The 21,787-nt window shown below is 72.3% G+C and carries 20 protein-coding genes; 16 read left to right on the forward strand and 4 right to left on the reverse strand.

Annotation, left to right across the window (positions count from 1 at the left end; all coding sequences use genetic code 11):
- Positions 1–127: 127 nt before the first annotated feature.
- Positions 128–1,930 (reverse strand): glycoside hydrolase family 15 protein, encoded by a 1,803-nt coding sequence (locus AB0947_RS14250; protein WP_366750917.1) that lies wholly within the window; start codon positions 1,928–1,930, stop codon positions 128–130.
- 543 nt (positions 1,931–2,473) lie between these two features.
- Between AB0947_RS14250 and AB0947_RS14255 the strand changes: the two genes are divergently transcribed.
- The 11 genes from AB0947_RS14255 to AB0947_RS14305 all read left to right on the forward strand — a co-directional run bounded on the left by AB0947_RS14255 (position 2,474) and on the right by AB0947_RS14305 (position 15,538).
- On the forward strand, positions 2,474–4,123 hold the full coding sequence (locus AB0947_RS14255) for a CTP synthase (RefSeq protein WP_366750630.1): 1,650 nt from the start codon (positions 2,474–2,476) through the stop codon (positions 4,121–4,123).
- 101 nt (positions 4,124–4,224) lie between these two features.
- Complete coding sequence (locus tag AB0947_RS14260) at positions 4,225–4,851, forward strand: NUDIX hydrolase (protein ID WP_366750631.1); 627 nt, start codon at positions 4,225–4,227, stop codon at positions 4,849–4,851.
- Positions 4,852–5,509: 658 nt separating this feature from the next.
- A complete protein-coding gene (locus AB0947_RS14265; protein WP_366750632.1) occupies positions 5,510–7,570 on the forward strand; it encodes a tetratricopeptide repeat protein in 2,061 nt (686 codons plus the stop codon).
- 146 nt (positions 7,571–7,716) lie between these two features.
- Positions 7,717–8,832 (forward strand): alanine dehydrogenase, encoded by a 1,116-nt coding sequence (gene ald / locus AB0947_RS14270; RefSeq protein WP_366750918.1) that lies wholly within the window; start codon positions 7,717–7,719, stop codon positions 8,830–8,832.
- A 379-nt stretch (positions 8,833–9,211) separates the two neighbouring features.
- A complete protein-coding gene (locus tag AB0947_RS14275) occupies positions 9,212–10,345 on the forward strand; it encodes a ParA family protein (protein WP_366750633.1) in 1,134 nt (377 codons plus the stop codon).
- Positions 10,330–10,875 carry a hypothetical protein gene (locus AB0947_RS14280; protein WP_366750634.1) on the forward strand — a complete coding sequence of 182 codons (546 nt, stop codon included), beginning with the start codon at positions 10,330–10,332 and terminating at the stop codon, positions 10,873–10,875. The genes AB0947_RS14275 and AB0947_RS14280 overlap by 16 nt, the downstream gene beginning before the upstream one ends.
- 18 nt (positions 10,876–10,893) lie before the next feature.
- Entirely contained in the window at positions 10,894–11,991 is a 1,098-nt protein-coding gene (locus AB0947_RS14285) for a segregation/condensation protein A (RefSeq protein WP_366750635.1), read from the forward strand.
- Complete coding sequence (gene scpB / locus AB0947_RS14290; protein WP_366750636.1) at positions 11,988–12,638, forward strand: SMC-Scp complex subunit ScpB; 651 nt, start codon at positions 11,988–11,990, stop codon at positions 12,636–12,638. Before AB0947_RS14285 ends, scpB begins: the two co-directional genes overlap by 4 nt.
- Positions 12,639–12,651: 13 nt before the next feature.
- Entirely contained in the window at positions 12,652–13,713 is a 1,062-nt protein-coding gene (locus tag AB0947_RS14295; protein WP_366750637.1) for a pseudouridine synthase, read from the forward strand.
- 64 nt (positions 13,714–13,777) lie between these two features.
- Complete coding sequence (locus AB0947_RS14300; RefSeq protein WP_366750638.1) at positions 13,778–14,785, forward strand: ADP-ribosylglycohydrolase family protein; 1,008 nt, start codon at positions 13,778–13,780, stop codon at positions 14,783–14,785.
- 3 nt (positions 14,786–14,788) lie between these two features.
- The gene (locus AB0947_RS14305; RefSeq protein WP_366750639.1) at positions 14,789–15,538 is read left to right on the forward strand and encodes a nucleotidyltransferase domain-containing protein; all 750 of its coding nucleotides are present in this window, start codon (positions 14,789–14,791) and stop codon (positions 15,536–15,538) included.
- Here the strand turns inward: AB0947_RS14305 and AB0947_RS14310 are convergent.
- Positions 15,464–16,207: a nucleotidyltransferase domain-containing protein gene (locus AB0947_RS14310; protein ID WP_366750640.1), complete on the reverse strand. Its 744-nt coding sequence runs from the start codon at positions 16,205–16,207 to the stop codon at positions 15,464–15,466. The genes AB0947_RS14305 and AB0947_RS14310 overlap by 75 nt on opposite strands.
- A 23-nt stretch (positions 16,208–16,230) precedes the next feature.
- Positions 16,231–16,689 (reverse strand): Rieske (2Fe-2S) protein, encoded by a 459-nt coding sequence (locus tag AB0947_RS14315; protein ID WP_366750641.1) that lies wholly within the window; start codon positions 16,687–16,689, stop codon positions 16,231–16,233.
- A 147-nt stretch (positions 16,690–16,836) separates the two neighbouring features.
- Between AB0947_RS14315 and aroH the strand changes: the two genes are divergently transcribed.
- The 5 genes from aroH (at position 16,837) to der (ending at position 21,294) form a co-directional block, all read left to right on the forward strand.
- Positions 16,837–17,199 carry a chorismate mutase gene (gene aroH / locus AB0947_RS14320; protein ID WP_366750642.1) on the forward strand — a complete coding sequence of 121 codons (363 nt, stop codon included), beginning with the start codon at positions 16,837–16,839 and terminating at the stop codon, positions 17,197–17,199.
- Positions 17,196–18,281, forward strand: coding sequence for a prephenate dehydrogenase (locus AB0947_RS14325; protein WP_366750643.1), 1,086 nt, complete (start codon positions 17,196–17,198; stop codon positions 18,279–18,281). Before aroH ends, AB0947_RS14325 begins: the two co-directional genes overlap by 4 nt.
- A 99-nt stretch (positions 18,282–18,380) precedes the next feature.
- Complete coding sequence (gene cmk, locus AB0947_RS14330; RefSeq protein ID WP_366750644.1) at positions 18,381–19,076, forward strand: (d)CMP kinase; 696 nt, start codon at positions 18,381–18,383, stop codon at positions 19,074–19,076.
- Between the two features lie 62 nt (positions 19,077–19,138).
- Positions 19,139–19,741 (forward strand): lysophospholipid acyltransferase family protein, encoded by a 603-nt coding sequence (locus AB0947_RS14335; RefSeq protein ID WP_366750919.1) that lies wholly within the window; start codon positions 19,139–19,141, stop codon positions 19,739–19,741.
- Positions 19,742–19,800: 59 nt separating this feature from the next.
- Entirely contained in the window at positions 19,801–21,294 is a 1,494-nt protein-coding gene (gene der, locus AB0947_RS14340; RefSeq protein WP_366750645.1) for a ribosome biogenesis GTPase Der, read from the forward strand.
- A gap of 63 nt (positions 21,295–21,357) precedes the next feature.
- Here the strand turns inward: der and AB0947_RS14345 are convergent, their stop codons facing one another.
- Positions 21,358–21,756 carry a hypothetical protein gene (locus AB0947_RS14345; RefSeq protein ID WP_366750646.1) on the reverse strand — a complete coding sequence of 133 codons (399 nt, stop codon included), beginning with the start codon at positions 21,754–21,756 and terminating at the stop codon, positions 21,358–21,360.
- Positions 21,757–21,787: the final 31 nt, after the last annotated feature.

The raw sequence follows: 21,787 nt of genomic DNA on the forward strand, positions 1-21,787 counted from the left end.
GGGCATCTGTCCGGTTCCAGGGTAGGCGGAGCGCACCCCCGAACGGGCACGGGGAACCGCGCGACCAGCCACGACGGGACCGCGGACGCGGGCGGGAAGCCCGCAGCCGCGTACCGCGAGGAACGTACTAGCCCCCGTAGGCGCCCGACGCCGTCAGCCGCAGGGCCGTGTCGATCAGCGGGACGTGGCTGAACGCCTGCGGGAAGTTGCCCACCTGACGCTTCAGGCGCGGGTCCCACTCCTCGGCGAGCAGACCGAGGTCGTTGCGCAGCGAGAGGAGCTTCTCGAACAGCTTGCGGGCCTCGTCCACCCGGCCGATCATCGCCAGGTCGTCCGCCATCCAGAACGAGCAGGCCAGGAACGCGCCCTCGTCACCCGGCAGGCCGTCGACGCCCTCGCGGTCGCCCTCCGTCGGGTAGCGCAGGATGAACCCGTCCGGGGTGGACAGCTCGCGCTGGATCGCCTCGATGGTGCCGATCACCCGCTTGTCGTCCGGCGGCAGGAAGCCCATCTGCGGGATGAGCAGCAGCGAGGCGTCCAGCTCCTGGGAGCCGTAGGACTGGGTGAAGGTGTTGCGCTCCTTGTCGTAGCCCTTCTCGCACACGTCCCGGTGAATGTCGTCGCGCAGTTCCTTCCAGCGCTCCAGCGGGCCGTCCGCGTCGCCGGACTCGATCAGCTTGATCGTGCGGTCGACGGCGACCCAGGCCATCACCTTGGAGTGCACGAAGTGCCGGCGCGGGCCGCGCACCTCCCAGATGCCCTCGTCCGGCTCCTGCCAGTGGTCCTCCAGGTAGCGGATCAGCTTCAGCTGGAGCAGGGAGGCGTAGTCGTTGCGGGCGAGACCGGTCATGTGACCCAGGTGCAGGGCCTCGGTGACCTCGCCGTACACGTCCAGCTGGAGCTGGTGCGCGGCGCCGTTGCCGACCCGGACCGGAGCGGACTTCTCGTAGCCCGGCAGCCAGTCCAGCTCCGCCTCGCCCAGCTCACGCTCACCGGCGATGCCGTACATGATCTGCAGGTTCTCCGGGTCGCCGGCGACCGCGCGCAGCAGCCACTCGCGCCAGGCGCGGGCCTCCTCGCGGTAGCCCGTGCGCAGCAGCGAGGACAGGGTGATCGCCGCGTCCCGCAGCCAGGTGTAGCGGTAGTCCCAGTTGCGCACGCCCCCGATGTCCTCGGGCAGGGAGGTCGTGGGGGCGGCGACGATGCCGCCCGTGGGGGCGTAGGTCAGCGCCTTGAGGGTGATCAGCGAGCGGATCACCGCCTCCCGGTACGGCCCGTGGTACGTACAGTGCTCGACCCACTCGCGCCAGAAGTCCTCCGTCGCCTCCAGCGAGGTCTCCGGCTCGGGCAGCGGCGGCGGCTGCTTGTGCGAGGGCTGCCAGGAGATGGTGAACGCGATCCGGTCACCGGGGGCGACCGTGAAGTCGGCGTACGTCGTGAGCGCCTTGCCGTAGGTCTCGGCCTCGGTGTCGAACCACACCGAGTCCGGTCCGGCGACGGCCACCGTGCGCCCCTCGTGCTTGTGCACCCACGGCACCACGCGGCCGTAGGAGAACCGCATCCGCAGGGCGGAGCGCATCGGGACCCGGCCGGTGACGCCCTCCACGATCCGGATCAGCTGCGGGGCGCCGTCACGCGGGGGCATGAAATCGGTCACACGGACCGTGCCGCGCGGGGTGTCCCACTCGGATTCCAGGATCAGCGAGTCGCCGCGGTAGCCGCGCCGGGCGGCCGTGGGCGGCTTGGCGTCGGCGGCGTGCGCCGGTCCGAGCCGCCAGAAACCGTGTTCCTCGGTGCCCAGCAGGCCGGCGAAGATGGCATGCGAGTCGAAGCGGGGCAGGCACAGCCAGTCCACCGTGCCATCCCGGCAGACCAGCGCCGCTGTCTGCATGTCTCCGATGAGTGCGTAGTCTTCGATGCGCCCGGCCACGTGCAACTCCAGTCGAACGGCCACGTCACACCCCCGCGCAGGGGGGCTGTCGCTAGTGCGGTCAAGGGATCGTTGTTAAGCGTCGTTGAGCGGTGAAGCAAAGCAGCCCGCCGAGCCCTGAGGCAACACGACAGTCTTTGCTCAACGAACTGCCGCGCTCTCGTTGTTCCGGGTGATGTTGGCGGGGGTGTGCCGTCGTTCCGGCCGGGCTCGGCAGCCAATGTCCGAGCAGGATACGACGCACGTAGATGATCTGCGTGCCGCTCCGGGCAACCTGTGTGGGCCGAACGAGTGAGCGCCGGGTGAGGACGGTGTGTCCGCGGTCGGTCCAGAGTGACACAGGTGACCTGTGTGGCGGCTGGCTGTGTCCGGGCGGGTACGAACGGTCGCCGGAAGCCATCCCGCCCAGGCGCTGATACGCTGGTAGCCCGTGGACCGGTGGGAGAAAACCCCCGAACCGCAGCGACGGCACCCCCGGAGAATCCCGGGAGGGTCGCCGTATCGCACCCCCCAGACCGCGACCACGGGAGCCCCCTCTTGGCCATGCCGCCCAACACCACGACGACCAAGCACATCTTCGTGACCGGGGGTGTCGCCTCCTCGCTCGGCAAGGGTCTGACCGCCTCCAGCCTGGGCATGCTGCTCAAGGCGCGGGGCCTGCGTGTCGTGATGCAGAAGCTCGACCCGTACCTGAACGTCGACCCGGGCACGATGAACCCCTTCCAGCACGGTGAGGTGTTCGTCACCAACGACGGCGCCGAGACCGACCTGGACATCGGCCACTACGAGCGGTTCCTCGACCGCGACCTGGACGGCAGCGCCAACGTCACCACCGGCCAGGTCTACTCCACGGTGATCGCCAAGGAGCGCCGCGGCGAGTACCTGGGCGACACGGTGCAGGTCATCCCGCATATCACCAACGAGATCAAGCACCGCATCCGGCGCATGGCCACCGACGCGGTCGACGTCGTGATCACCGAGGTCGGCGGCACGGTCGGCGACATCGAGTCGCTGCCGTTCCTGGAGACCGTCCGCCAGGTCCGCCACGAGGTCGGCCGGGACAACGTCTTCGTGGTGCACATCTCGCTGCTGCCCTACATCGGCCCGTCCGGTGAGCTGAAGACCAAGCCGACCCAGCACTCGGTGGCCGCGCTCAGGAACATCGGCATCCAGCCGGACGCGATCGTGCTGCGCTGCGACCGGGAGGTGCCGACCGCGATCAAGCGGAAGATCTCCCTGATGTGCGACGTCGACGAGGCCGCCGTCGTCGCCTGCCCCGACGCCCGCTCGATCTACGACATCCCGAAGGTCGTGCACTCCGAGGGCCTGGACGCCTACGTCGTCCGCAAGCTCGACCTGCCCTTCCGGGACGTGGACTGGACGACCTGGGACGACCTGCTCGACCGCGTCCACAACCCCGACCACGAGGTCACCCTGGCGCTGGTCGGCAAGTACATCGACCTGCCGGACGCCTACCTGTCGGTCACCGAGGCGCTGCGCGCGGGCGGCTTCGCCAACAAGGCCCGCGTGAAGATCAAGTGGGTGACCTCGGACGACTGCAAGACCCCGGCCGGCGCCAAGGCCCAGCTGGAGGACGTGGACGGCGTCTGCATCCCCGGCGGCTTCGGCGACCGCGGTGTGCTCGGCAAGGTCGGCGCGATCCGCTACGCCCGGGAGAACAAGATCCCGCTGCTCGGCCTCTGCCTGGGCCTGCAGTGCATCGTGATCGAGGCCGCCCGCAACCTGGCCGACATCCCGGACGCCAACTCCACCGAGTTCGACCCGGCCACCGCCCACCCGGTCATCTCCACCATGGCCGAGCAGCTCGACATCGTCGCCGGCGAGGGCGACATGGGCGGCACGATGCGGCTGGGCATGTACCCGGCCAAGCTGGCCGAGGGCTCGATCGTGCGCGAGGTCTACGACGGCAAGGAGTACGTCGAGGAGCGCCACCGGCACCGCTACGAGGTCAACAACGCCTACCGCGCGGAACTGGAGAAGAAGGCCGGCATCGTCTTCTCCGGGACCTCCCCCGACGGCAAGCTCGTGGAGTACGTGGAGTACCCGCGCGACGTCCACCCGTACCTGGTCGCCACGCAGGCGCACCCCGAGCTGCGCTCGCGGCCGACCCGCGCGAACCCGCTCTTCGCCGGCCTGGTGAAGGCCGCGGTCGAGCGGAAGAACTCGAAGTAACACACCGGTTGTACGGTGGCCGGGGTGCGAACCTTCACAGGTGAGCACCCCGGCTTTCTTTGTCGGCCGGTCGTCTCGCACAGCACGTGGAAGGACAGGGCATGACGATCAAGGACACCGCCGAGGAATGGGAGATCCGCGCCACGGAGACCCCCTTCGTGGGCAACAAGACCTCCGTCCGCACGGACGACGTGGTCATGCCCGACGGGTCGGTGGCCCGCCGCGACTACCAGGTCCACCCCGGCTCCGTCGCGGTCCTCGCCCTGGACGAGGAGGACCGGGTGCTGCTGATCAACCAGTACCGGCACCCGGTGCGGCACAAGCTGTGGGAGATCCCGGCGGGGCTGCTGGACGTGCCCGGCGAGAACCCGCTGCACGCCGCGCAGCGGGAGCTGTACGAGGAGGCGCACGTCAAGGCCGAGGACTGGCGGGTGCTGACCGACGTGTACACCACCCCGGGCGGCTGCGACGAGGCCGTGCGGATCTTCCTGGCCCGCGGCCTGTCCGACGCCGAGGGCGAGCGCTTCGCGGCGGAGCACGAGGAGACCGACATGCAGCACGCGCGCGTGCCGGTCGGGGAGCTGGTGCGCCGCGTGCTGGCCGGGGACCTGCACAACAACTGCCTCGTGGTGGGGGTGCTCTCCCTGGTCGCCGCCCGCGGCGGGGACGGCCTGGACGCCCTGCGCCCCGCCGACGCGCCCTGGCCGGCCCGCCCCTTCGAAAACTGACCCGACGTCCGGGGCACGGCTGGGCTCGTCTGGGGCCTGGCCCGGTTCCGTCCGGGGTGCGGCTCGGGTCGTCTGGGGCCCGGCTTGGCTCGTCTTGGGCCTGGCCCGGCTTGTCTGGGTGGGGTGTGGCCTGTTTGCGGGCCTGGCTTGGCTCGTCCGGGGTCTGGTCCGGCCTGTCCGGGGCCTGACCCCCGTCTGGGGCGCGGTCCGGTCTGTCTAGGACCTGCCCCGGCTTGTCCAGGGTGGCCCGGTCTGTCTGGGTTCCGACTCCGCCCGCCCCAGGGCCCGGCCCGCCCCCATCGGGACCTGACCCGGCCCGTCCGGGACCCGACCCGCCCCCGACCCGCCCCGGCTCCTACGGAACCCGACCCGTCCCCTGCGGAACCCGACGCGCCTCCCGACCCGGTCCCTACGGAACCCGACCCGCCTCCCGACCCGTCCCCTCCGGGACCGACCCGGCCCATCAAGGGCCCGGCCCGCCCCCTCCCGGACCCGGTCGGCCCCCTCAGGATGCCGGTGTGACGATCGCCTGATCCGATCGGGGGAACCCTCCGCCGCGCTCTTCCGGGAACGTCGCAGAGCGTGAACTAGGCTCTTCAACGCCCGTATCGGAAGACACCGGCGGGCTTGCGCGTGCGGTGGGACGGGAGTGTGGCCCGTGACGGATCAGGCGGTGGACCCAGACGGTGCGGAGCGGACCGCGCACCCGGCCAGGGAGGACCGATTCCTGGGCCGGGCGCGGGAGTTGAAGGAGCTGCGTGCCGACATCGAGCGCGCCGGACTGGACACCCTCTCCGGCCGCAAGGCCCCCCGCGCGCGCGTGCTCCTGATCGCCGGCCGCCCCGGTTCCGGCCGGACCAGCCTCGCCGAGGAACTCGTCCGGCAGGTCGCCGGCCGCTACCCCGACGGGGTGCTGCGGGCCCGGCTCAGCGAGCCCGGCGGCACCCCGGTGCCCGTCGAGCAGGCCGCCCGCGACCTGCTCGGCGCACTGGAGCTGCCCGCCCCCGCCGGAGCCGCCGAGGACGACCTGGCCGCGGCCCTGCGCACCGCCCTGGCCGGCCGGCGCATGCTGCTCCTGCTGGACGACGCGGCCGGCGCCGAGCAGGTCGACGCGCTGCTCCCGGACGCCCCTGACTGCCTGGTGGTGGCCGTCTCCGGGGGCCCGCTCACCGGCATCGCGGACGTCCGCCCCTGCACGCTCGGCGGCCTGGACACCAAGTCCGCGGTGGAACTGCTCACCGGCTACGCCGGCTCCGTCCGCGTCACCGTCGACCCGCGCTCGGCGGAGAGCCTGGTCGAGGCCTGCCAGGGCCATCCCGCCGCGCTGGTGCTGGCCGGCGGCTGGCTCGCCGCCCGCCCCCAGGCCGCCGTCTCCGACCTCACCAAGCGGCTGCACACCGACGCCGGCGCGGACGGCACCCCGCTGTCCCGCGTCTTCCGGCTCGTGTACGACCAGCTGCCCGGCCCGGCCGCCCGCATACTGCGACTGCTCTGCCTCGCCCCGGCCGGCCTGGCCGACCCGCACACCGCCTCCGCGCTCGCCGGCTGCTCGGTCGACGCCGCCCGCACCACCCTGGACGACCTCGTCGCCGTCGGTCTGCTGCGCGCGCTGCACACCCCGCTGCCCCAGTACGAGGTCCCCGGCTGTCTGCACCCGCTGCTGCGCGCCCTGGCCGAGACCCAGGAGCGGCCCGCCGAGTTGCAGCTGGCCCGGGCCCGGATGCTGGAGCGGACGGTACGGCTGCTGCAGTCCTGCCGGGCGATCACCGAGACCGACAGCCCGCAGGCGCGGGAGAAGCTGAGCGGCCTGCCCCCGGCGCTGCGCTTCCCGACCCCGCGGGCCGCCGCCGACTGGCTGCGCATCCGGCGGCCCGCCCTGCTGGCGTCCGCGCGCCTGGCGGTGGCCGACGGCGAGCTGGACACCCTCGCCCGGCGGCTGATGTCCCAGCTGGTCAGGGCCCTGGCCGCGCACGTCGGCACGCAGGCCGCCGCCCCCGACCTGTACGGCCTGCACGGCCTCGTCCTGGACGTCGCCGAGCGGCGCGGGCTGCCCCGGGAGAAGGCCGCGGCCCTGCTGAATCTCGGCGACCTGGACGCGCAGACCGGCCGGACCCGGGAGGCGCTGGTCCGCTACCGGGCCGCGCTGGACGCCGGACGCGAGGCGAACGACCCGTACGCGACCGGCCGCGCGATGGAATCCGTAGGCGGCGCGTACCAGGAGCTGGGGGACCACGACCGGGCCGCCGACTGGTTCGGCCGGGCGCTGGCCGAACGGCTGGCCCGGGGGGAGCACCCGGAGGCGGCCCGGCTGTACGGCCGCATCGGCACCGCCCACACCTACGCCGGCCGGTACGGGGAGGCGCTGCGGAACTGGCGGGCCGCCCTCGCCGGCTACCGCCGCAGCGGCGATGTCGCCGCCAGCGCGCGGGCGTTGAGCGAGATCGCCCGGGTGCAGGAGTACGCGGGGCGGCCCGAGGAGTCGCTGCGCACCTGCCAGGAAGCCGTGGAGTGGGCGCGGCGCGCGGAGGACGCGCGGTTGCAGGCCGCGCTCCAGCTCCGGCTCGCCGACACCCTGGACCGGCTGGGCGACCCCGCGTCGGCCCGCCTGCACCGCGCCGCGGCGGAGCGCATGCTGGATGAGGAGCCACCGGAAGAGGACGCAAGGCCGGAACACGACGCTAACGCCTGCGAAATCCGTAGTGTGCCCAGCGAAGATTGATGCAATGGAAGGCTAGACAGCCGGAACACCTTCATTAAACTGGCTCTGCCGCTCGTTCTCCTGCGGTGTCTCCCGGTATGCCCCCGCATGTCTGGGTACGTCTTCAATGCACCCCCATACCCTCTGAGCCAAGGACCGTGATCGACGTGAAGGTCGGCATCCCCCGCGAGGTCAAGAACAACGAGTTCCGGGTGGCCATCACCCCCGCCGGTGTGCACGAGCTGGTGCGCAACGGCCACCAGGTCGTCGTCGAGCGGGGCGCCGGCCTCGGCTCCTCCATCACGGACGAGGAGTACGCCTCCGCCGGTGCCGCCCTCCTCGACACGGCCGACGAGGTGTGGGCCGCCGCCGACCTGCTGCTGAAGGTCAAGGAGCCCATCGCCGAGGAGTACCACCGGCTGCGCAAGGACCAGATCCTCTTCACCTACCTGCACCTGGCCGCCTCCAAGGAGTGCACGGACGCGCTGATCGAGTCCGGCACCACGGCCATCGCCTACGAGACCGTCGAGCTGCCGAACCGCGCCCTGCCGCTGCTCGCCCCGATGTCCGAGGTCGCGGGCCGGCTGGCCCCGCAGGTCGGCGCCTACCACCTGATGCGCGCGGCCGGCGGCCGCGGCGTGCTGCCGGGCGGCGTCCCGGGCGTGACCCCGGCCAAGGCCGTGGTCATCGGCGGCGGCGTCTCCGGCTGGAACGCCACCCAGGTCGCCATCGGCATGGGCTTCGAGGTGATCCTGCTCGACCGCGACATCAACAAGCTGCGCGAGGCCGACCGGATCTTCGGCACGAAGGTCAAGGCGATCATGTCCAACGCCTTCGAGCTGGAGAAGGCCGTCCTCGACGCCGACCTGGTCATCGGCGCGGTCCTCATCCCGGGCGCCAAGGCCCCGAAGCTGGTGACCAACGAGATGGTGTCCCGCATGAAGCCGGGAAGTGTCCTTGTCGACATCGCGATCGACCAGGGCGGCTGCTTCGAGGACTCCCACCCCACCACGCACGCCGAGCCGACCTTCCGGGTCCACAACTCGGTCTTCTACTGCGTCGCCAACATGCCGGGCGCGGTGCCCAACACCTCCACCAACGCCCTCACCAACGCGACGCTGCCGTACATCGTCTCCCTGGCCAACAACGGCTGGGTGGAGGCGCTGCGCCGCGACCCCGCGCTCGCCAAGGGCCTCAACACCCATGACGGCAAGGTGGTTTACAAGGAGGTCGCCGAGGCCCACGGCCTGGACCACGTCGAGCTGGAGAGCCTTCTCGGCTGAGCCAAAAGGCGATTCGTCAACACGGCTCGTCAACAGCGCGCACCCGGCCGGACCTTGCCCGACAAGGTCCGGCCGGGTGTGTGTATGGTCACTTTGCGGCTCTCGGTCAACTCGCCTCGAACGTAACCCTTCGACCGATTCGCACACCGGTGAAACCTGCCGTGCGACGGCCGTACGCCCTTGACAGAGGGATGTTTCATTGCCGACACATCCTGCCGGGTCCGGCGGATTGTGTTGCTGCGGACGCCCGACACGCCATAGAGTCGCGAACCGTCGGCATGGTGCCACGCTGACCTTGTCTAGAAGTTTCCTGGTCACCAAGGAGGTAAGACGACTTGTGAATGAGTCGACATTTTCTCCCGGAGGTGGTCGACCAGGAATGCCCGCAGGGGGCCAGGGCCCCGCGGGATTCGAGGCTGTCGGCTCCGTAGCTGTGCGCACCTTCGCAGCCCACCAGAGTTCCGGTCCGCAGGCGGCCCGGACAGCACACCAGAGCATGGATGGCCATCACGTGAACGCCATGGCCGGCGACGGAAGTGGCGCGCCCCACAACCACTTCGCCGACTACGACGAACTGCCCGAGGGGCACTTCTACGACCCCGACGCCGAGTACGAGCCCGATCCCGAGTACGCGGCCACGCTCGCGCCCGACGCGGCCCGCCAGCGCCGTGAGCGCATCGGCCCGACCGGACGCCCGCTGCCGTACTTCCCGATCCCGGGCCCGCTGACCGACCACGGCCCCGCGACGATCATCGCGATGTGCAACCAGAAGGGCGGCGTCGGCAAGACGACGTCGACCATCAACCTGGGTGCCGCGCTCGCGGAGTACGGCCGGCGCGTGCTGCTCGTGGACTTCGACCCGCAGGGCGCGCTGTCGGTCGGTCTCGGCGTCAACCCGATGGAGCTGGACCTCACCGTCTACAACCTGCTCATGGAGCGGGGCATGTCCGCGGACGAGGTCCTGCTGAAGACGGCGGTCCCCAACATGGACCTGCTGCCGTCCAACATCGACCTGTCGGCCGCCGAGGTCCAGCTGGTCTCCGAGGTCGCGCGCGAGTCGACGCTCCAGCGCGCCCTGAAGCCGCTGCTGCCCGACTACGACTACATCGTCATCGACTGTCAGCCCTCGCTCGGCCTGCTCACCGTCAACGCGCTGACGGCCGCGCACAAGGTGATCGTGCCGCTGGAGTGCGAGTTCTTCGCCCTGCGCGGTGTGGCCCTGCTGACCGAGACCATCGAGAAGGTCCAGGAGCGGCTCAACCCCGAGCTGGAGCTCGACGGCATCCTGGCCACGATGTACGACTCGCGCACCGTGCACAGCCGTGAGGTGCTCGCGCGTGTCGTCGAGGCGTTCGACGACCACGTCTACCACACGGTCATCGGCCGCACGGTCCGCTTCCCGGAGACCACGGTCGCCGGTGAGCCGATCACCACGTACGCCTCCAACTCCGTCGGTGCCGCCGCCTACCGCCAGCTCGCCAGGGAGGTGCTCGCCCGGTGTCACGCCGAGTGAGTCTGCCCGGGGCCGACGAACTGTTCCGCACGACCGGGGGGATGGCGCTCCAGCCGTCCACGCCCCGCCGCGCGGCCAACGGCGAGGCCCGGGTGCCGGCTCCCGCGGGGGAGAGCGACGAGGTGGCCGCCGCCGAGGACGTACCGCAGTCGGTACCCGTCCGGAGCGGTGACGGAGAGGGCGCGGAGCACGTGGCGGCGGAGGCCGAGTCGGCCGAGGCCGGCGAGTCCCGCACCCGCCCGGCACGCCGGCAGGCGGAGCAGGAAGGTTCTGCCGCGCAGCCGCGCAAGCGCGGACGGGCGGCGGCCCGGCGGCCCAGCGGACGCGAGCGGCACGACGAGAAGATCACCGTCTACGTCTCCGCCGAGGAGCTGATGGACCTGGAGCACGCGCGGCTGGTGCTCCGCGGCGAGCACGGGCTCGCGGTGGACCGCGGCCGGATCGTCCGCGAGGCGGTGGCCGTGGTCCTGGCCGACCTGGAGTCCCGTGGGGACGCGAGCATCCTCGTGCGCCGGCTGCGCGGGCGGTAGCGGTAGCCTGCGGGGGCTATGACCTCGTATGGAGCCCCTGTCCCCGGCGCATCCGCCGGTCGTCGGCGTGCGCTGGGGCGAGGGCCGGGAACCGCGCCGGACGAGCCGGCCGCCGTACCCGCCGGGGCACCCGAACGGGAGCTGCCCGAGCCGGAGCCCGCCGGGCCGGAGCCGGAGCCCGAGCGACCCGCACCGGAGCCCGCCGAGCCGGAGCTGCCCGAGCCGGGACCCGCACCGGAGCCCGCCGAGCCGGCGGCCGTCGGATCCCGCGGCGAGTCCCGCCCCGCCGAGTCCGACCCCGCTTCCGACGGCGTCTTCACCGTGCGCCTCGCGAACTTCGAGGGCCCCTTCGACCTGCTCCTCCAGCTCATCTCCCGGCACAGGCTGGACGTCACCGAGGTCGCCCTGTCGAAGGTCACCGACGAGTTCATGGCGCACATCCGGGCCATGGGACCCGACTGGGACCTGGACCAGACCACGGAGTTCCTGGTCGTCGCGGCCACGCTGCTCGATCTGAAGGCCGCCCGGCTGCTGCCCGCCGCGGAGGTGGAGGACGAGGCCGACCTCGCCCTGCTGGAGGCCCGGGACCTGCTGTTCGCCCGGCTGCTCCAGTACCGCGCCTACAAGCAGATCGCCGACATCTTCGACCGGCGGCTCGACGACGAGGCCCGGCGCCGGCCCCGTACCGTCGGCCTCGAACCGCAGCACGCCGAGCTGCTGCCCGAGGTCGTCATCAGCATCGGCCCCGAGGGCTTCGCCAGGCTCGCCGTCAAGGCCATGCAGCCGAGGCCCAAGCCGCAGGTGTACGTCGACCACATCCACGCCCCGCTGGTCAGCGTGCAGGAGCAGGCCGGGATCGTGGTCGCCCGGCTGCGCGAGCTGGGCGAGGCCAGCTTCCGGGCGCTGATCGAGGACACCGACGACACGCTCACCGTCGTGGCGCGGTTCCTCGCCCTGCTGGAGCTGTACCGGGAGAAGGCCGTGGCCCTGGAGCAGGAGGCCGCGCTGGGGGAGCTGACCGTGCGCTGGACCGGCGGGGACACGGACGCGGCACCCAGGGTCACCGACGAGTTCGACCGGCCGCCCGAGCCGCCCAAGGAGGAGGAGAAGCCGTGAGTGAGCAGACCGCCGGGGTCCCGGCCGGGCTGCGGACCGTCGCCGACCTCGACCTCAAGCCCGCCCTGGAGGCGATGCTCATGGTCGTGGACGAGCCCGCGACCGAGGAGCACCTGGCGAAGATCCTGGAGCGCCCCAAGCGGCAGATCGCGGACGCCCTGCGCGAGCTGGCCGACGAGTACACCGTGCAGGGCCGCGGCTTCGAGCTGCGGTTCGTCGCCGGCGGCTGGCGCTTCTACACCCGGGCCGCCTACGCGCCCGCCGTCGAGCGGCTGGTCCTGGACGGCCAGACCGCCCGGCTCACCCAGGCCGCGCTGGAGACCCTGGCGGTCGTCGCCTACCGCCAGCCGGTCAGCCGCAGCCGCGTCTCCGCCGTGCGCGGGGTGAACTGCGACGGCGTGATGCGCACCCTCCTCCAGCGCGGTCTGGTCGAGGAGGCGGGCACGGAACCCGAAACAGGTGCGATCCTGTACAGGACGACGAACTACTTCCTGGAGCGGATGGGCCTGCGCGGCCTGGACGAACTCCCGGAACTCGCGCCCTTCCTCCCGGAGGCGGAGGCGATCGAGGCCGAGACCCAGGAGGGGGTGCCGTCGTTCGACCCGGACGCGCCCGACGCGCCCGGCGGTCAGGACGCAGACGACTAAGACGGAAACCTTGATGCGAAGCAGCGGCAGCGGCAAGAGCGGCGGGCGCGGTAACTACCGCGGCGCAGGCAACGACAGGGACCAGAAGCAGGGGCAGGACCGGCCCCGCAAGCCCCGCCCCGAGGAGCGCCGCTACGACGTGGGCCCGGGGGCCACCAAGGACGGCCCCAAGGCCGGGCGCGGCGGTGCCGCGCGAGGAGGGGCCAAGGGCGGCCCGAAGCGGTCCCCGCAGGGCGGCCGTACGGCCCCGTCGCGCTCCCGCGAGTACGAGACGCGGGTCGAGGAGCGCAACCGGGACCGGTACGCGGGCAAGAAGGACGTCAAGCTGCCCAAGACCTTCCCGGGCGCCGAGCAGGAGGGCGAGCGGCTGCAGAAGGTCCTCGCGCGCGCGGGCTACGGTTCCCGGCGGGCCTGCGAGGAGCTGATCGACCAGGCCCGCGTCGAGGTGAACGGCGAGATCGTCACCGAGCAGGGCAAGCGGGTCGACCCGGAGAAGGACGAGGTCAAGGTCGACGGCCTGACGGTCGCGACCCAGTCGTACCAGTTCTTCTCGCTGAACAAGCCCGCGGGCGTGGTCTCCACCATGGAGGACCCGGAGGGCCGGCAGTGCCTCGGTGACTACGTCACCAACCGCGAGACCCGGCTCTTCCACGTCGGCCGGCTGGACACCGAGACCGAGGGCGTCATCCTGCTCACCAACCACGGCGAGCTGGCCCACCGCCTCACGCACCCCAAGTACGGCGTGAAGAAGACCTACCTCGCGCACATCGTCGGCCCGATCCCGCGCGACCTGGGCAAGCGGCTGAAGGACGGCATCCAGCTGGAGGACGGCTACGCGCGCGCGGACCACTTCCGCGTGGTCGAGCAGACCGGCAAGAACTACCTGGTCGAGGTGACCCTGCACGAGGGCCGCAAGCACATCGTGCGCCGCATGCTGGCCGAGGCGGGCTTCCCGGTCGACAAGCTGGTGCGCACGGCCTTCGGCCCGATCACCCTGGGCGACCAGAAGTCGGGCTGGCTGCGCCGCCTGTCCAACACCGAGGTCGGCATGCTGATGAAGGAAGTCGACCTCTAAAGCGCCTTGCCGTGATCACCGTCCCCCTTTATTGTCATGGTGACGATAAAGGGGGACGACGCATATGCCCACACAGCCGGCGACCGGAGCACTCCTCGGCCTCGCCCTCGGGGACGCCCTCGGCTACCCGACCGAGTTCAAGACCGTGCCGCAGATCCTCTCGACGTTCGGGCCCTGGCGGGAGATGCGGCTGCCGGAGCGCGCCCGGGTCTCCGACGACACCCAGATGACCCTCGCCGTCGGCCGCGCGCTCGCCACCGCCCTGGAGCGCGGCCCCCTCGCGCCGAAGCGGCTGGAACGGCCCCTGCGCGAGGAGTTCGTCGACTGGTACCAGTCGCCCGAGAACAACAGGGCCCCGGGCCACACCTGCCTGGCCGCCTGCGCTCTGCTCAAGGCGGAGGGCCGTGCCTGGCAGGACGCCAGCCAGACCGGCTCCAAGGGCTGCGGCGCCAACATGCGCGTCGCCCCGATCGGGCTCGCGCCCGGCCTGAGCGGCGAACAGCGCGCCGGCGCCGCCCAGTTCCAGGCCGCGCTCACCCACGGCCACCCCACCGCGCTGGCCGCCTCCGACCTCACCGCCCACGCCGTCCACCTACTCGCCCGCGGCACCGACCCGGCCGGACTGGTCGGGCGACTGCGCTCCTACGCCCTTCGGAACCGCACCCGCTACCACCACACCTGGCTCGGCGACCTGTGGACCCGCGCGCAGGACCCCGGCCCGGAGCAGTTCATCGCGCGCGGCTGGGACGAGTGCCTGGAGATCCTCGGCCGGCTCCAGGAGGCCGTACGAACCGTCTCCCCGGAGACCGATCCGTGCCTGGCCACCGGTGAGGGCTGGATCGCCGAGGAGGCCCTCGCGACCGGACTGCTGTGCTTCCTGCTCTTCCCCGACGAGCCCGTCACCGCCCTGCGCCGCGCCGCCTGCACCGCCGGCGACTCCGACTCCATCGCCTGCCTCACCGGCGCCTTCGCGGGTGCCTGGCTGGGCGCCGGGGCCTGGCCCGCCGGCTGGGCGGAGCGGATCGAGTACCGGGGCGACCTGTTGGCCCTGGGAGCGCTCTGGGACGCTTGAGCCATGATCGACGATCTCGACATGGACCTGGCCCCGGTGATCGCGGAACAGCCCGACCCCCTGCTGTTCACCACCGTCTCCGGAGCCCACCTGTACGGCTTCCCCTCGCAGGACTCCGACATCGACCTGCGGGGCGTCCACCTGCTCCCCGCCGCCGACCTCGTCGGGCTGCGCGAGCCGGAGGAGACCCGCTCGCGGGCCTGGGTCCGCTACGGCGTCGAGCTGGACCTGGTCACCCACGACCTGCGCAAGTTCGTCCGGCTGATGCTCCGCCGCAACGGCTATGTGCTGGAGCAGCTGCTCTCGCCCCTGGTCGTGCACACCTCCGAGGCGCACCGGGAGCTGGCCGCCCTGGCCCCCGGGGTCCTCACCGGCCACCACGCCCACCACTACCGGGGGTTCGCGGTGACCCAGTGGCGGCTGTTCGAGAAGACCGGCGAGCTCAAGCCGCTGCTCTACACCTTCCGCGTGCTGCTCACCGGCATCCACCTCATGCGCAGCGGCGAGGTCCAGGCCCATCTGCCCACGCTGCTGGACGAGGTGGGCGGCCCCGGCTACCTGCCCGAGCTGATCGCCGCCAAGCGGGAGCGGGAGCACGGCAAGGCCGACGTCGACCACGCGCGCGTGGAGGCCGACGTGGAACGGCTGCACACCGTGCTGGACGAGGCGCAGGCCGGTTCAGTCCTGCCCGACGCGAGCGGTGCCCAGGACGCCCTGCACGACCTGGTGGTCCGGCTCCGCCTCCACGGCTGAGGCCCGGCGCACCCGGTGGAGGAACGCGGCCACGCGCGCGTGGTCCGGCTCCGGTGGCAGCGGGCTGCCCGCCAGCGCCTCCTCGGCCTCGCCCGCCAGCCGGACCATCCACGCCTCCACCCGCGCCCACGGCACCTCGCCGTGCTTCACCGCCAGCAGGCGCCCGCGCCGCTCACCGACGTCGATCCGCAGCTCGCCGGTGCGCAGCAGGTCCCGTGCGCTCATCAGCAGGCGCAGCAGGTGCATCGCGTGCTTCCAGCGCGGGGCGCCCGTCGTGCGGACGTCGGCGTCGAGCTTCCTGCGCTGGCCGAGGGCGTACCGGGTGAAGGTGCCGTACGCCTGCCGGGACAGGAAGGCGCCGCGCAGGGACAGCAGCTCGCGGCCGGTGCCGTCCGCGTACTCCACCAGCGGGGAGTGCAGGCACTCCAGGATGTTCGGGTTGCCGCGCAGCGCCAGCTCGCAGAACCGCTCCAGCTCCCAGGAGAACCGCTCCTCGCCGGGCCCCTCCACATGCGTCGGCGGCTTGTCGAACCGCCAGAACAGCGGGGTCGGGGCGAGGAACACCCCGCGCCGGTCGGTGTCGCTGGCGTCCGTCGCCAGGCCGAAGGCGCGGGAACCCATGACACAGGCGTAGACCGTGTGGTCGCGTACGAGATCCTCGGGCTGCATCCCCGGAGCGTACGCGGCGGCCCTCAGGCCAGGCGGATGGATGTCCCCTCCACCTTGATCGGCCGCTTGGGCAGCGGCCTGGTCGCGGGGCCGTGGGCCACCGAGCCGTCGGCGATGCGGAACCTGCTGCCGTGACAGGGACAGTCGATGGTGCCGTCCGCCACCGTGTTCACCGTGCAGCCCTGGTGCGTGCAGATCGCGGAGAAGGCCTTGAAGTCACCCTTCTTCGGCTGGGTGACCACCACCTTCTCCTCCTTGAACACCTTGCCGCCGCCTTCCGGGATGTCGCTCGTCGCCGCCAGCGCCTTCCCGCCGGCACCGGACTCCTGCGGGGACGACGCCGGCGCCGAAGCCGGGGCCGACGCCGACCCCGAGGCCGACGTGGTCCCGCCGCCCTCCTTGCCGCCGCACCCCACGCATCCCAGGGCGAGCGCACCGGCGCCCGTGGCGATGACTGTCCGCCGTGTCGCTGGCTGGGGCATGTCAGACCTCCGTACAGACGTGCGTATCGGTGGATACCGGAACTCTCGCATCGTCTCAGCGAGCGAGCGGCGCGCGCCCGTCGCGCGCGGGCTGACTACGCTGGACGGACCAAGAACGGAACACGCACGTCAGCGAGGAGCAGCGCCGTGGCGGTACGAGCGGTCCGGGGGGCCGTCCAACTGGAACAGGACGAGGCCGGTCACATGGAGGAGCGGGTCGGGGCCCTGCTCACCGCCGTCCTGGAGCGGAACGGGCTGACCGCCGACGACCTGATCAGCATCTGGTTCACGGCCACCCCCGACCTGCACAGCGACTTCCCGGCCGCCGCCGCCCGCAAGCTCGGCATCGTCGACGTCCCCCTCATCTGCGCGCAGGAACTGGACATCGAGGGCGCCATGCCCCGCGTCGTGCGGATCCTCGCGCACATCGAGTCGGACCGGCCCCGCGCCGACATCGCCCACGTCTACCTCGGCGCCGCCGCGGCCCTGCGCAAGGACATCGCCCAGTGAGAACCGCACTCGTCATCGGAACCGGCCTCATCGGCACCTCCGCCGCCCTGGCCCTCACCCAGCGGGGCGTCACCGTCCACCTCGCCGACCACGACCCCGAGCAGGCCCGCACGGCCGCCGCGCTGGGCGCCGGCACCGACCAGGCCCCCCAGGGCCCGGTCGACCTGGCGATCGTGGCGGCCCCGCCCGCCCACGTGGCCCGGGTCCTCGCCGACGCCATGCGCCGGGGCGTGGCCCGCGGCTACGTGGACGTCGCCAGCGTCAAGGGCGGCCCCCGCCGCGAACTGGAGGCGCTCGGCCTGGACCTCGCCGCGTACATCGGCACGCACCCCATGTCCGGCCGCGAGAAGTCCGGCCCGCTGGCCGCCACCGGCGACCTCTTCGAGGGCCGCCCCTGGGTGCTCACCCCGACCCGGGACACCGACACCGAGGTGCTCAACCTGGCCCTGGAGCTGGTCTCGCACTGCCGGGCCGTGCCGGTCGTCATGGACGCCGACGCCCACGACCGCGCCGTCGCCCTCGTCTCCCACATGCCCCACCTGGTGTCCAACATGGTCGCCGCGCGCCTGGAGCACGCCGAGGAGACCGCCGTACGGCTGTGCGGGCAGGGCATCCGGGACGTCACCCGGATCGCCGCCTCCGACCCGGGCATGTGGATCGACATCCTGTCCGCGAACCCGGGACCGGTCGCCGACCTGCTCTCCGACGTCGCCGCCGACCTGGACGAGACGGTCCGGGCACTGCGCGCCCTGCAGTCCTCCGACGAGGCCAAGCGCGGCGAGGGCACCGCCGGGATCGAGGACGTGCTGCGCCGCGGGAACGCGGGCCAGGTGCGGGTACCCGGCAAGCACGGCAGCGCCCCGCGCGCGTACGAGACCGTCGTCGTCCTCATCGACGACCAGCCCGGCCAGCTGGCCCGCATCTTCGCCGACGCGGGCCGGGCGGGGGTCAACATCGAGGACGTCCGGATCGAGCACGCGACCGGGCAGCAGGCCGGTCTGGTCCAGCTGAGCGTCGAACCGAAGGCGGTGCCCGTGCTGGAGGAGGCACTGCGCGAGCGGGGCTGGGCGCTGCGCCGGTAACACCCGGTGAGGGCGCCTCCCGCGAGCCAGTAACCTTGTGCGGGGCGCCCTCGCGCCCCGGACCCCGCTCCCCACCCTTCACCAGGAAGGTGCCCTCCCGTGGAAAACGGCGCCGCCCCGACCGCCAAGCCCGTGATCGTCGCGATCGACGGTCCCTCCGGCACGGGCAAGTCGAGCACGTCGAAGGCCGTGGCCGCGCAGCTCGGCCTCAGCTACCTGGACACCGGTGCCCAGTACCGGGCGATCACCTGGTGGATGGTGACCAACGGCATCGACCTGGAGGACCCGACCGCCATCGCGGCCGTCGCCGGCAAGCCCGAGATCGTCTCCGGCACCGACCCGGCCGCCCCGACCATCACGGTCGACGGCGTCGACGTGGCCGGCCCCATCCGCACCCAGGAGGTCACCTCCAAGGTCAGCGCGGTCAGCGCGGTGCCCGAGGTGCGCGCCCGCATCACCGAGCTCCAGCGTTCCCTGGCCGCCGGCGCGGCGAACGGCATCGTGGTCGAGGGCCGGGACATCGGTACGACCGTCCTGCCGGACGCCGACCTGAAGGTCTTCCTCACCGCCTCCCCGGAGGCCCGCGCGGCCCGCCGCAGCGGCGAGCTGAAGGGCGCCGACGTCGACGCCACCCGCGAGGCCCTGATCAAGCGGGACGCGGCCGACTCCAGCCGCAAGACCTCGCCGCTCGCCAAGGCCGGCGACGCCGTCGAGGTGGACACCACCGAGCTCACCCTCGCCCAGGTCATCGAGTGCGTCGTCACCCTGGTCGAGGAGAAGCGGGCCGGGAAGTGAGCCGTCCGCCGGTCGCGTCGGAGCGGGGCGCCGAGATCGGGCGGCGCATCGGCGTCGGCCTGATGTACGGGCTGTGGCGGCCGCGCGTGCTCGGCGCCTGGAGGGTGCCGGCCACCGGCCCGGTGATCCTCGCGGTGAACCACTCCCACAACATCGACGGCCCGATGGTCATGGGCGTGGCACCCCGGCCGACGCACTTCCTGATCAAGAAGGAAGCCTTCACCGGCCCGCTGGACCCCTTCCTGACCGGCATCGGCCAGCTGAAGGTGGACCGCGCCGCCGCCGACCGCACCGCGATCGGCCAGGCCCTCGACGTGCTGGCGGCCGGGGGAGTGCTGGGCATCTTCCCGGAGGGCACCCGGGGCGAAGGCGACTTCGCCGCGCTGCGGGCCGGGCTGGCCTACTTCGCGGTCCGCAGCGGGGCGCCGATCGTCCCCGTGGCCGTCCTGGGAAGCGCGGAGCGTCCCGGCCGGTTGATAAAGGCGCTGCCGCCGCTGCGCTCCCGCGTCGACGTCGTCTTCGGCGACCCGTTCCCGGCGGGCGACGGCAGCGGGCGGCGTACGCGCAAGGCGCTGGACGAGGCGACCGAGCGCATCCGCAAACAGCTCACCAGCCACCTGGAAAACGCCAGGCGCCTGACCGGGCGCCGAGCGACACTTGAGTAGTGGATCAGCCGCTGTACAGCGGTCCACCGATCACCACGAACGAACGAGGTACGGACTTCATGAACGACGACATCCAGCCCGACGGCTCGGACGTGTACGACAACGCGCACGAGTACGAGCACGGGGCTCTCGGCGACGCCGAGTACGCGGAGTTCATGGAGCTCGCCGCGGAAGAGGGCTTCGACATCGAGGACGTCGAGGGCGCCATCGAGGCGGCGGGCCACGGTCCGCTGCCCGTGCTCGCCGTCGTCGGCCGCCCCAATGTCGGCAAGTCGACCCTGGTGAACCGGATGATCGGCCGCCGTGAGGCGGTCGTGGAGGACCGGCCGGGCGTCACCCGCGACCGCGTCACCTACGAGGCCGAGTGGGCCGGCCGCCGCTTCAAGGTCGTCGACACCGGCGGCTGGGAGCAGGACGTCCTCGGCATCGACGCCTCCGTGGCCGCCCAGGCCGAGTACGCGATCGAGGCGGCCGACGCGGTCGTCTTCGTGGTCGACGCCAAGGTCGGCGCGACCGACACCGACGAGGCGGTCGTCCGGCTGCTGCGCAAGGCCGGCAAGCCGGTCGTGCTGTGCGCCAACAAGGTCGACGGCCCGAGCGGCGAGGCCGACGCGGCCTACCTGTGGAACCTGGGCCTCGGCGAGCCGCACCCGGTCTCGGCCCTGCACGGCCGCGGCACGGGCGACATGCTCGACGCCGTCCTCGAGGTGCTGCCGGACGCGCCCGAGCAGTCCTTCGGCACCGCGATCGGCGGCCCCCGCCGCGTGGCCCTGATCGGCCGCCCCAACGTCGGCAAGTCCTCGCTGCTGAACAAGGTGGCCGGCGAGGAGCGCGTCGTCGTCAACGAGCTGGCGGGCACCACCCGCGACCCGGTGGACGAGATCATCGAACTCGGCGGCAAGACCTGGAAGTTCGTGGACACCGCCGGTATCCGCAAGCGGGTCCACCTCCAGCAGGGCGCCGACTACTACGCCTCGCTGCGCACGGCCGCCGCCGTGGAGAAGGCCGAGGTCGCCGTCGTGCTGATCGACGCCTCGGAGTCCATCTCCGTGCAGGACCAGCGGATCATCAGCATGGCGGTCGAGGCGGGCCGCGCGATGGTCATCGCCTTCAACAAGTGGGACACGCTGGACGAGGAGCGCCGCTACTACCTGGAGCGGGAGATCGAGACCGAGCTGGGCCAGGTGGCCTGGGCGCCCCGGGTCAACGTCTCGGCGCGCACCGGCCGGCACATGGAGAAGCTGGTCCCGGGGATCGAGACGGCGCTGGCGGGCTGGGAGACGCGCGTGCCCACGGGCCGGCTGAACGCCTTCCTCGGCGAGCTGGTCTCGGCGCACCCGCACCCCGTCCGGGGCGGCAAGCAGCCGCGCATCCTGTTCGGCACCCAGGCCGGCACCAAGCCGCCGCGGTTCGTGCTCTTCGCCTCCGGCTTCATCGAGGCGGGCTACCGGCGCTTCATCGAGCGCCGCCTGCGCGAGGAGTTCGGCTTCGAGGGCACCCCGATCCACATCTCGGTGCGGGTGCGCGAGAAGCGCGGCGCGAAGAAGAAGTAACGGCGGTACGACGAGGAGGGCGGCCCTGGTGTTCCGGGGCCGCCCTCCTCGTCCGTGTGCCCGTCACGCGCTCCGGCGCGGCCCCGGCGGCAGGGCGGCCGCGGCCGGCACGTGCTGCATCCCCGTCTCGTGGTGCCGGCCCAGCGTGCCGACCCGCTGCCACTGCGACTGCTGGCGGGCGCTGTACGCCCCCGCGCTGTAGGCGCTGTAGGAGCTGCTGAACGACCCCGCCCGGTGCCCGCCGTACGTTCCCGAACCGTCCGGGAAGTCCCCGAAGGCACTGAACCCCAGGTCCTCCTCACCGCTGCGGTCCCCCGGCAGTGTGCGGAAGGTCCTGACCCACTCCGCGTAGAGCGAGTCGTAGATCGGCGTGGCCGAGGACCCGCCGGACGGCTCGTGCGCCGTCCGGGCGGACGGTACGGAGGAGAAGGACCGGCGGGGAGGAGTGTCGTATGCGTGCACGTATGTCCAAACGACCGTAACCGGAAAGAGA

Source organism: Streptomyces sp. NPDC047841 (genome assembly GCF_040704085.1).
GTDB lineage: Bacteria > Actinomycetota > Actinomycetes > Streptomycetales > Streptomycetaceae > Streptomyces > Streptomyces argyrophylli.

Coding starts and splice junctions, on each gene's coding strand:
- AB0947_RS14305 (WP_366750639.1), top strand. CDS start 14,789: ATGATCGACGATCTCGACATGGACCTGGCCCCGGTGATCGCGGAACAG.
- der (WP_366750645.1), top strand. CDS start 19,801: ATGAACGACGACATCCAGCCCGACGGCTCGGACGTGTACGACAACGCG.
- AB0947_RS14310 (WP_366750640.1), bottom strand. CDS start 16,207: ATGCAGCCCGAGGATCTCGTACGCGACCACACGGTCTACGCCTGTGTC.
- AB0947_RS14300 (WP_366750638.1), top strand. CDS start 13,778: ATGCCCACACAGCCGGCGACCGGAGCACTCCTCGGCCTCGCCCTCGGG.
- AB0947_RS14255 (WP_366750630.1), top strand. CDS start 2,474: ATGCCGCCCAACACCACGACGACCAAGCACATCTTCGTGACCGGGGGT.
- AB0947_RS14260 (WP_366750631.1), top strand. CDS start 4,225: ATGACGATCAAGGACACCGCCGAGGAATGGGAGATCCGCGCCACGGAG.
- AB0947_RS14335 (WP_366750919.1), top strand. CDS start 19,139: ATGTACGGGCTGTGGCGGCCGCGCGTGCTCGGCGCCTGGAGGGTGCCG.
- AB0947_RS14275 (WP_366750633.1), top strand. CDS start 9,212: ATGCCCGCAGGGGGCCAGGGCCCCGCGGGATTCGAGGCTGTCGGCTCC.
- AB0947_RS14315 (WP_366750641.1), bottom strand. CDS start 16,689: ATGCCCCAGCCAGCGACACGGCGGACAGTCATCGCCACGGGCGCCGGT.
- AB0947_RS14295 (WP_366750637.1), top strand. CDS start 12,652: ATGCGAAGCAGCGGCAGCGGCAAGAGCGGCGGGCGCGGTAACTACCGC.
- AB0947_RS14285 (WP_366750635.1), top strand. CDS start 10,894: ATGACCTCGTATGGAGCCCCTGTCCCCGGCGCATCCGCCGGTCGTCGG.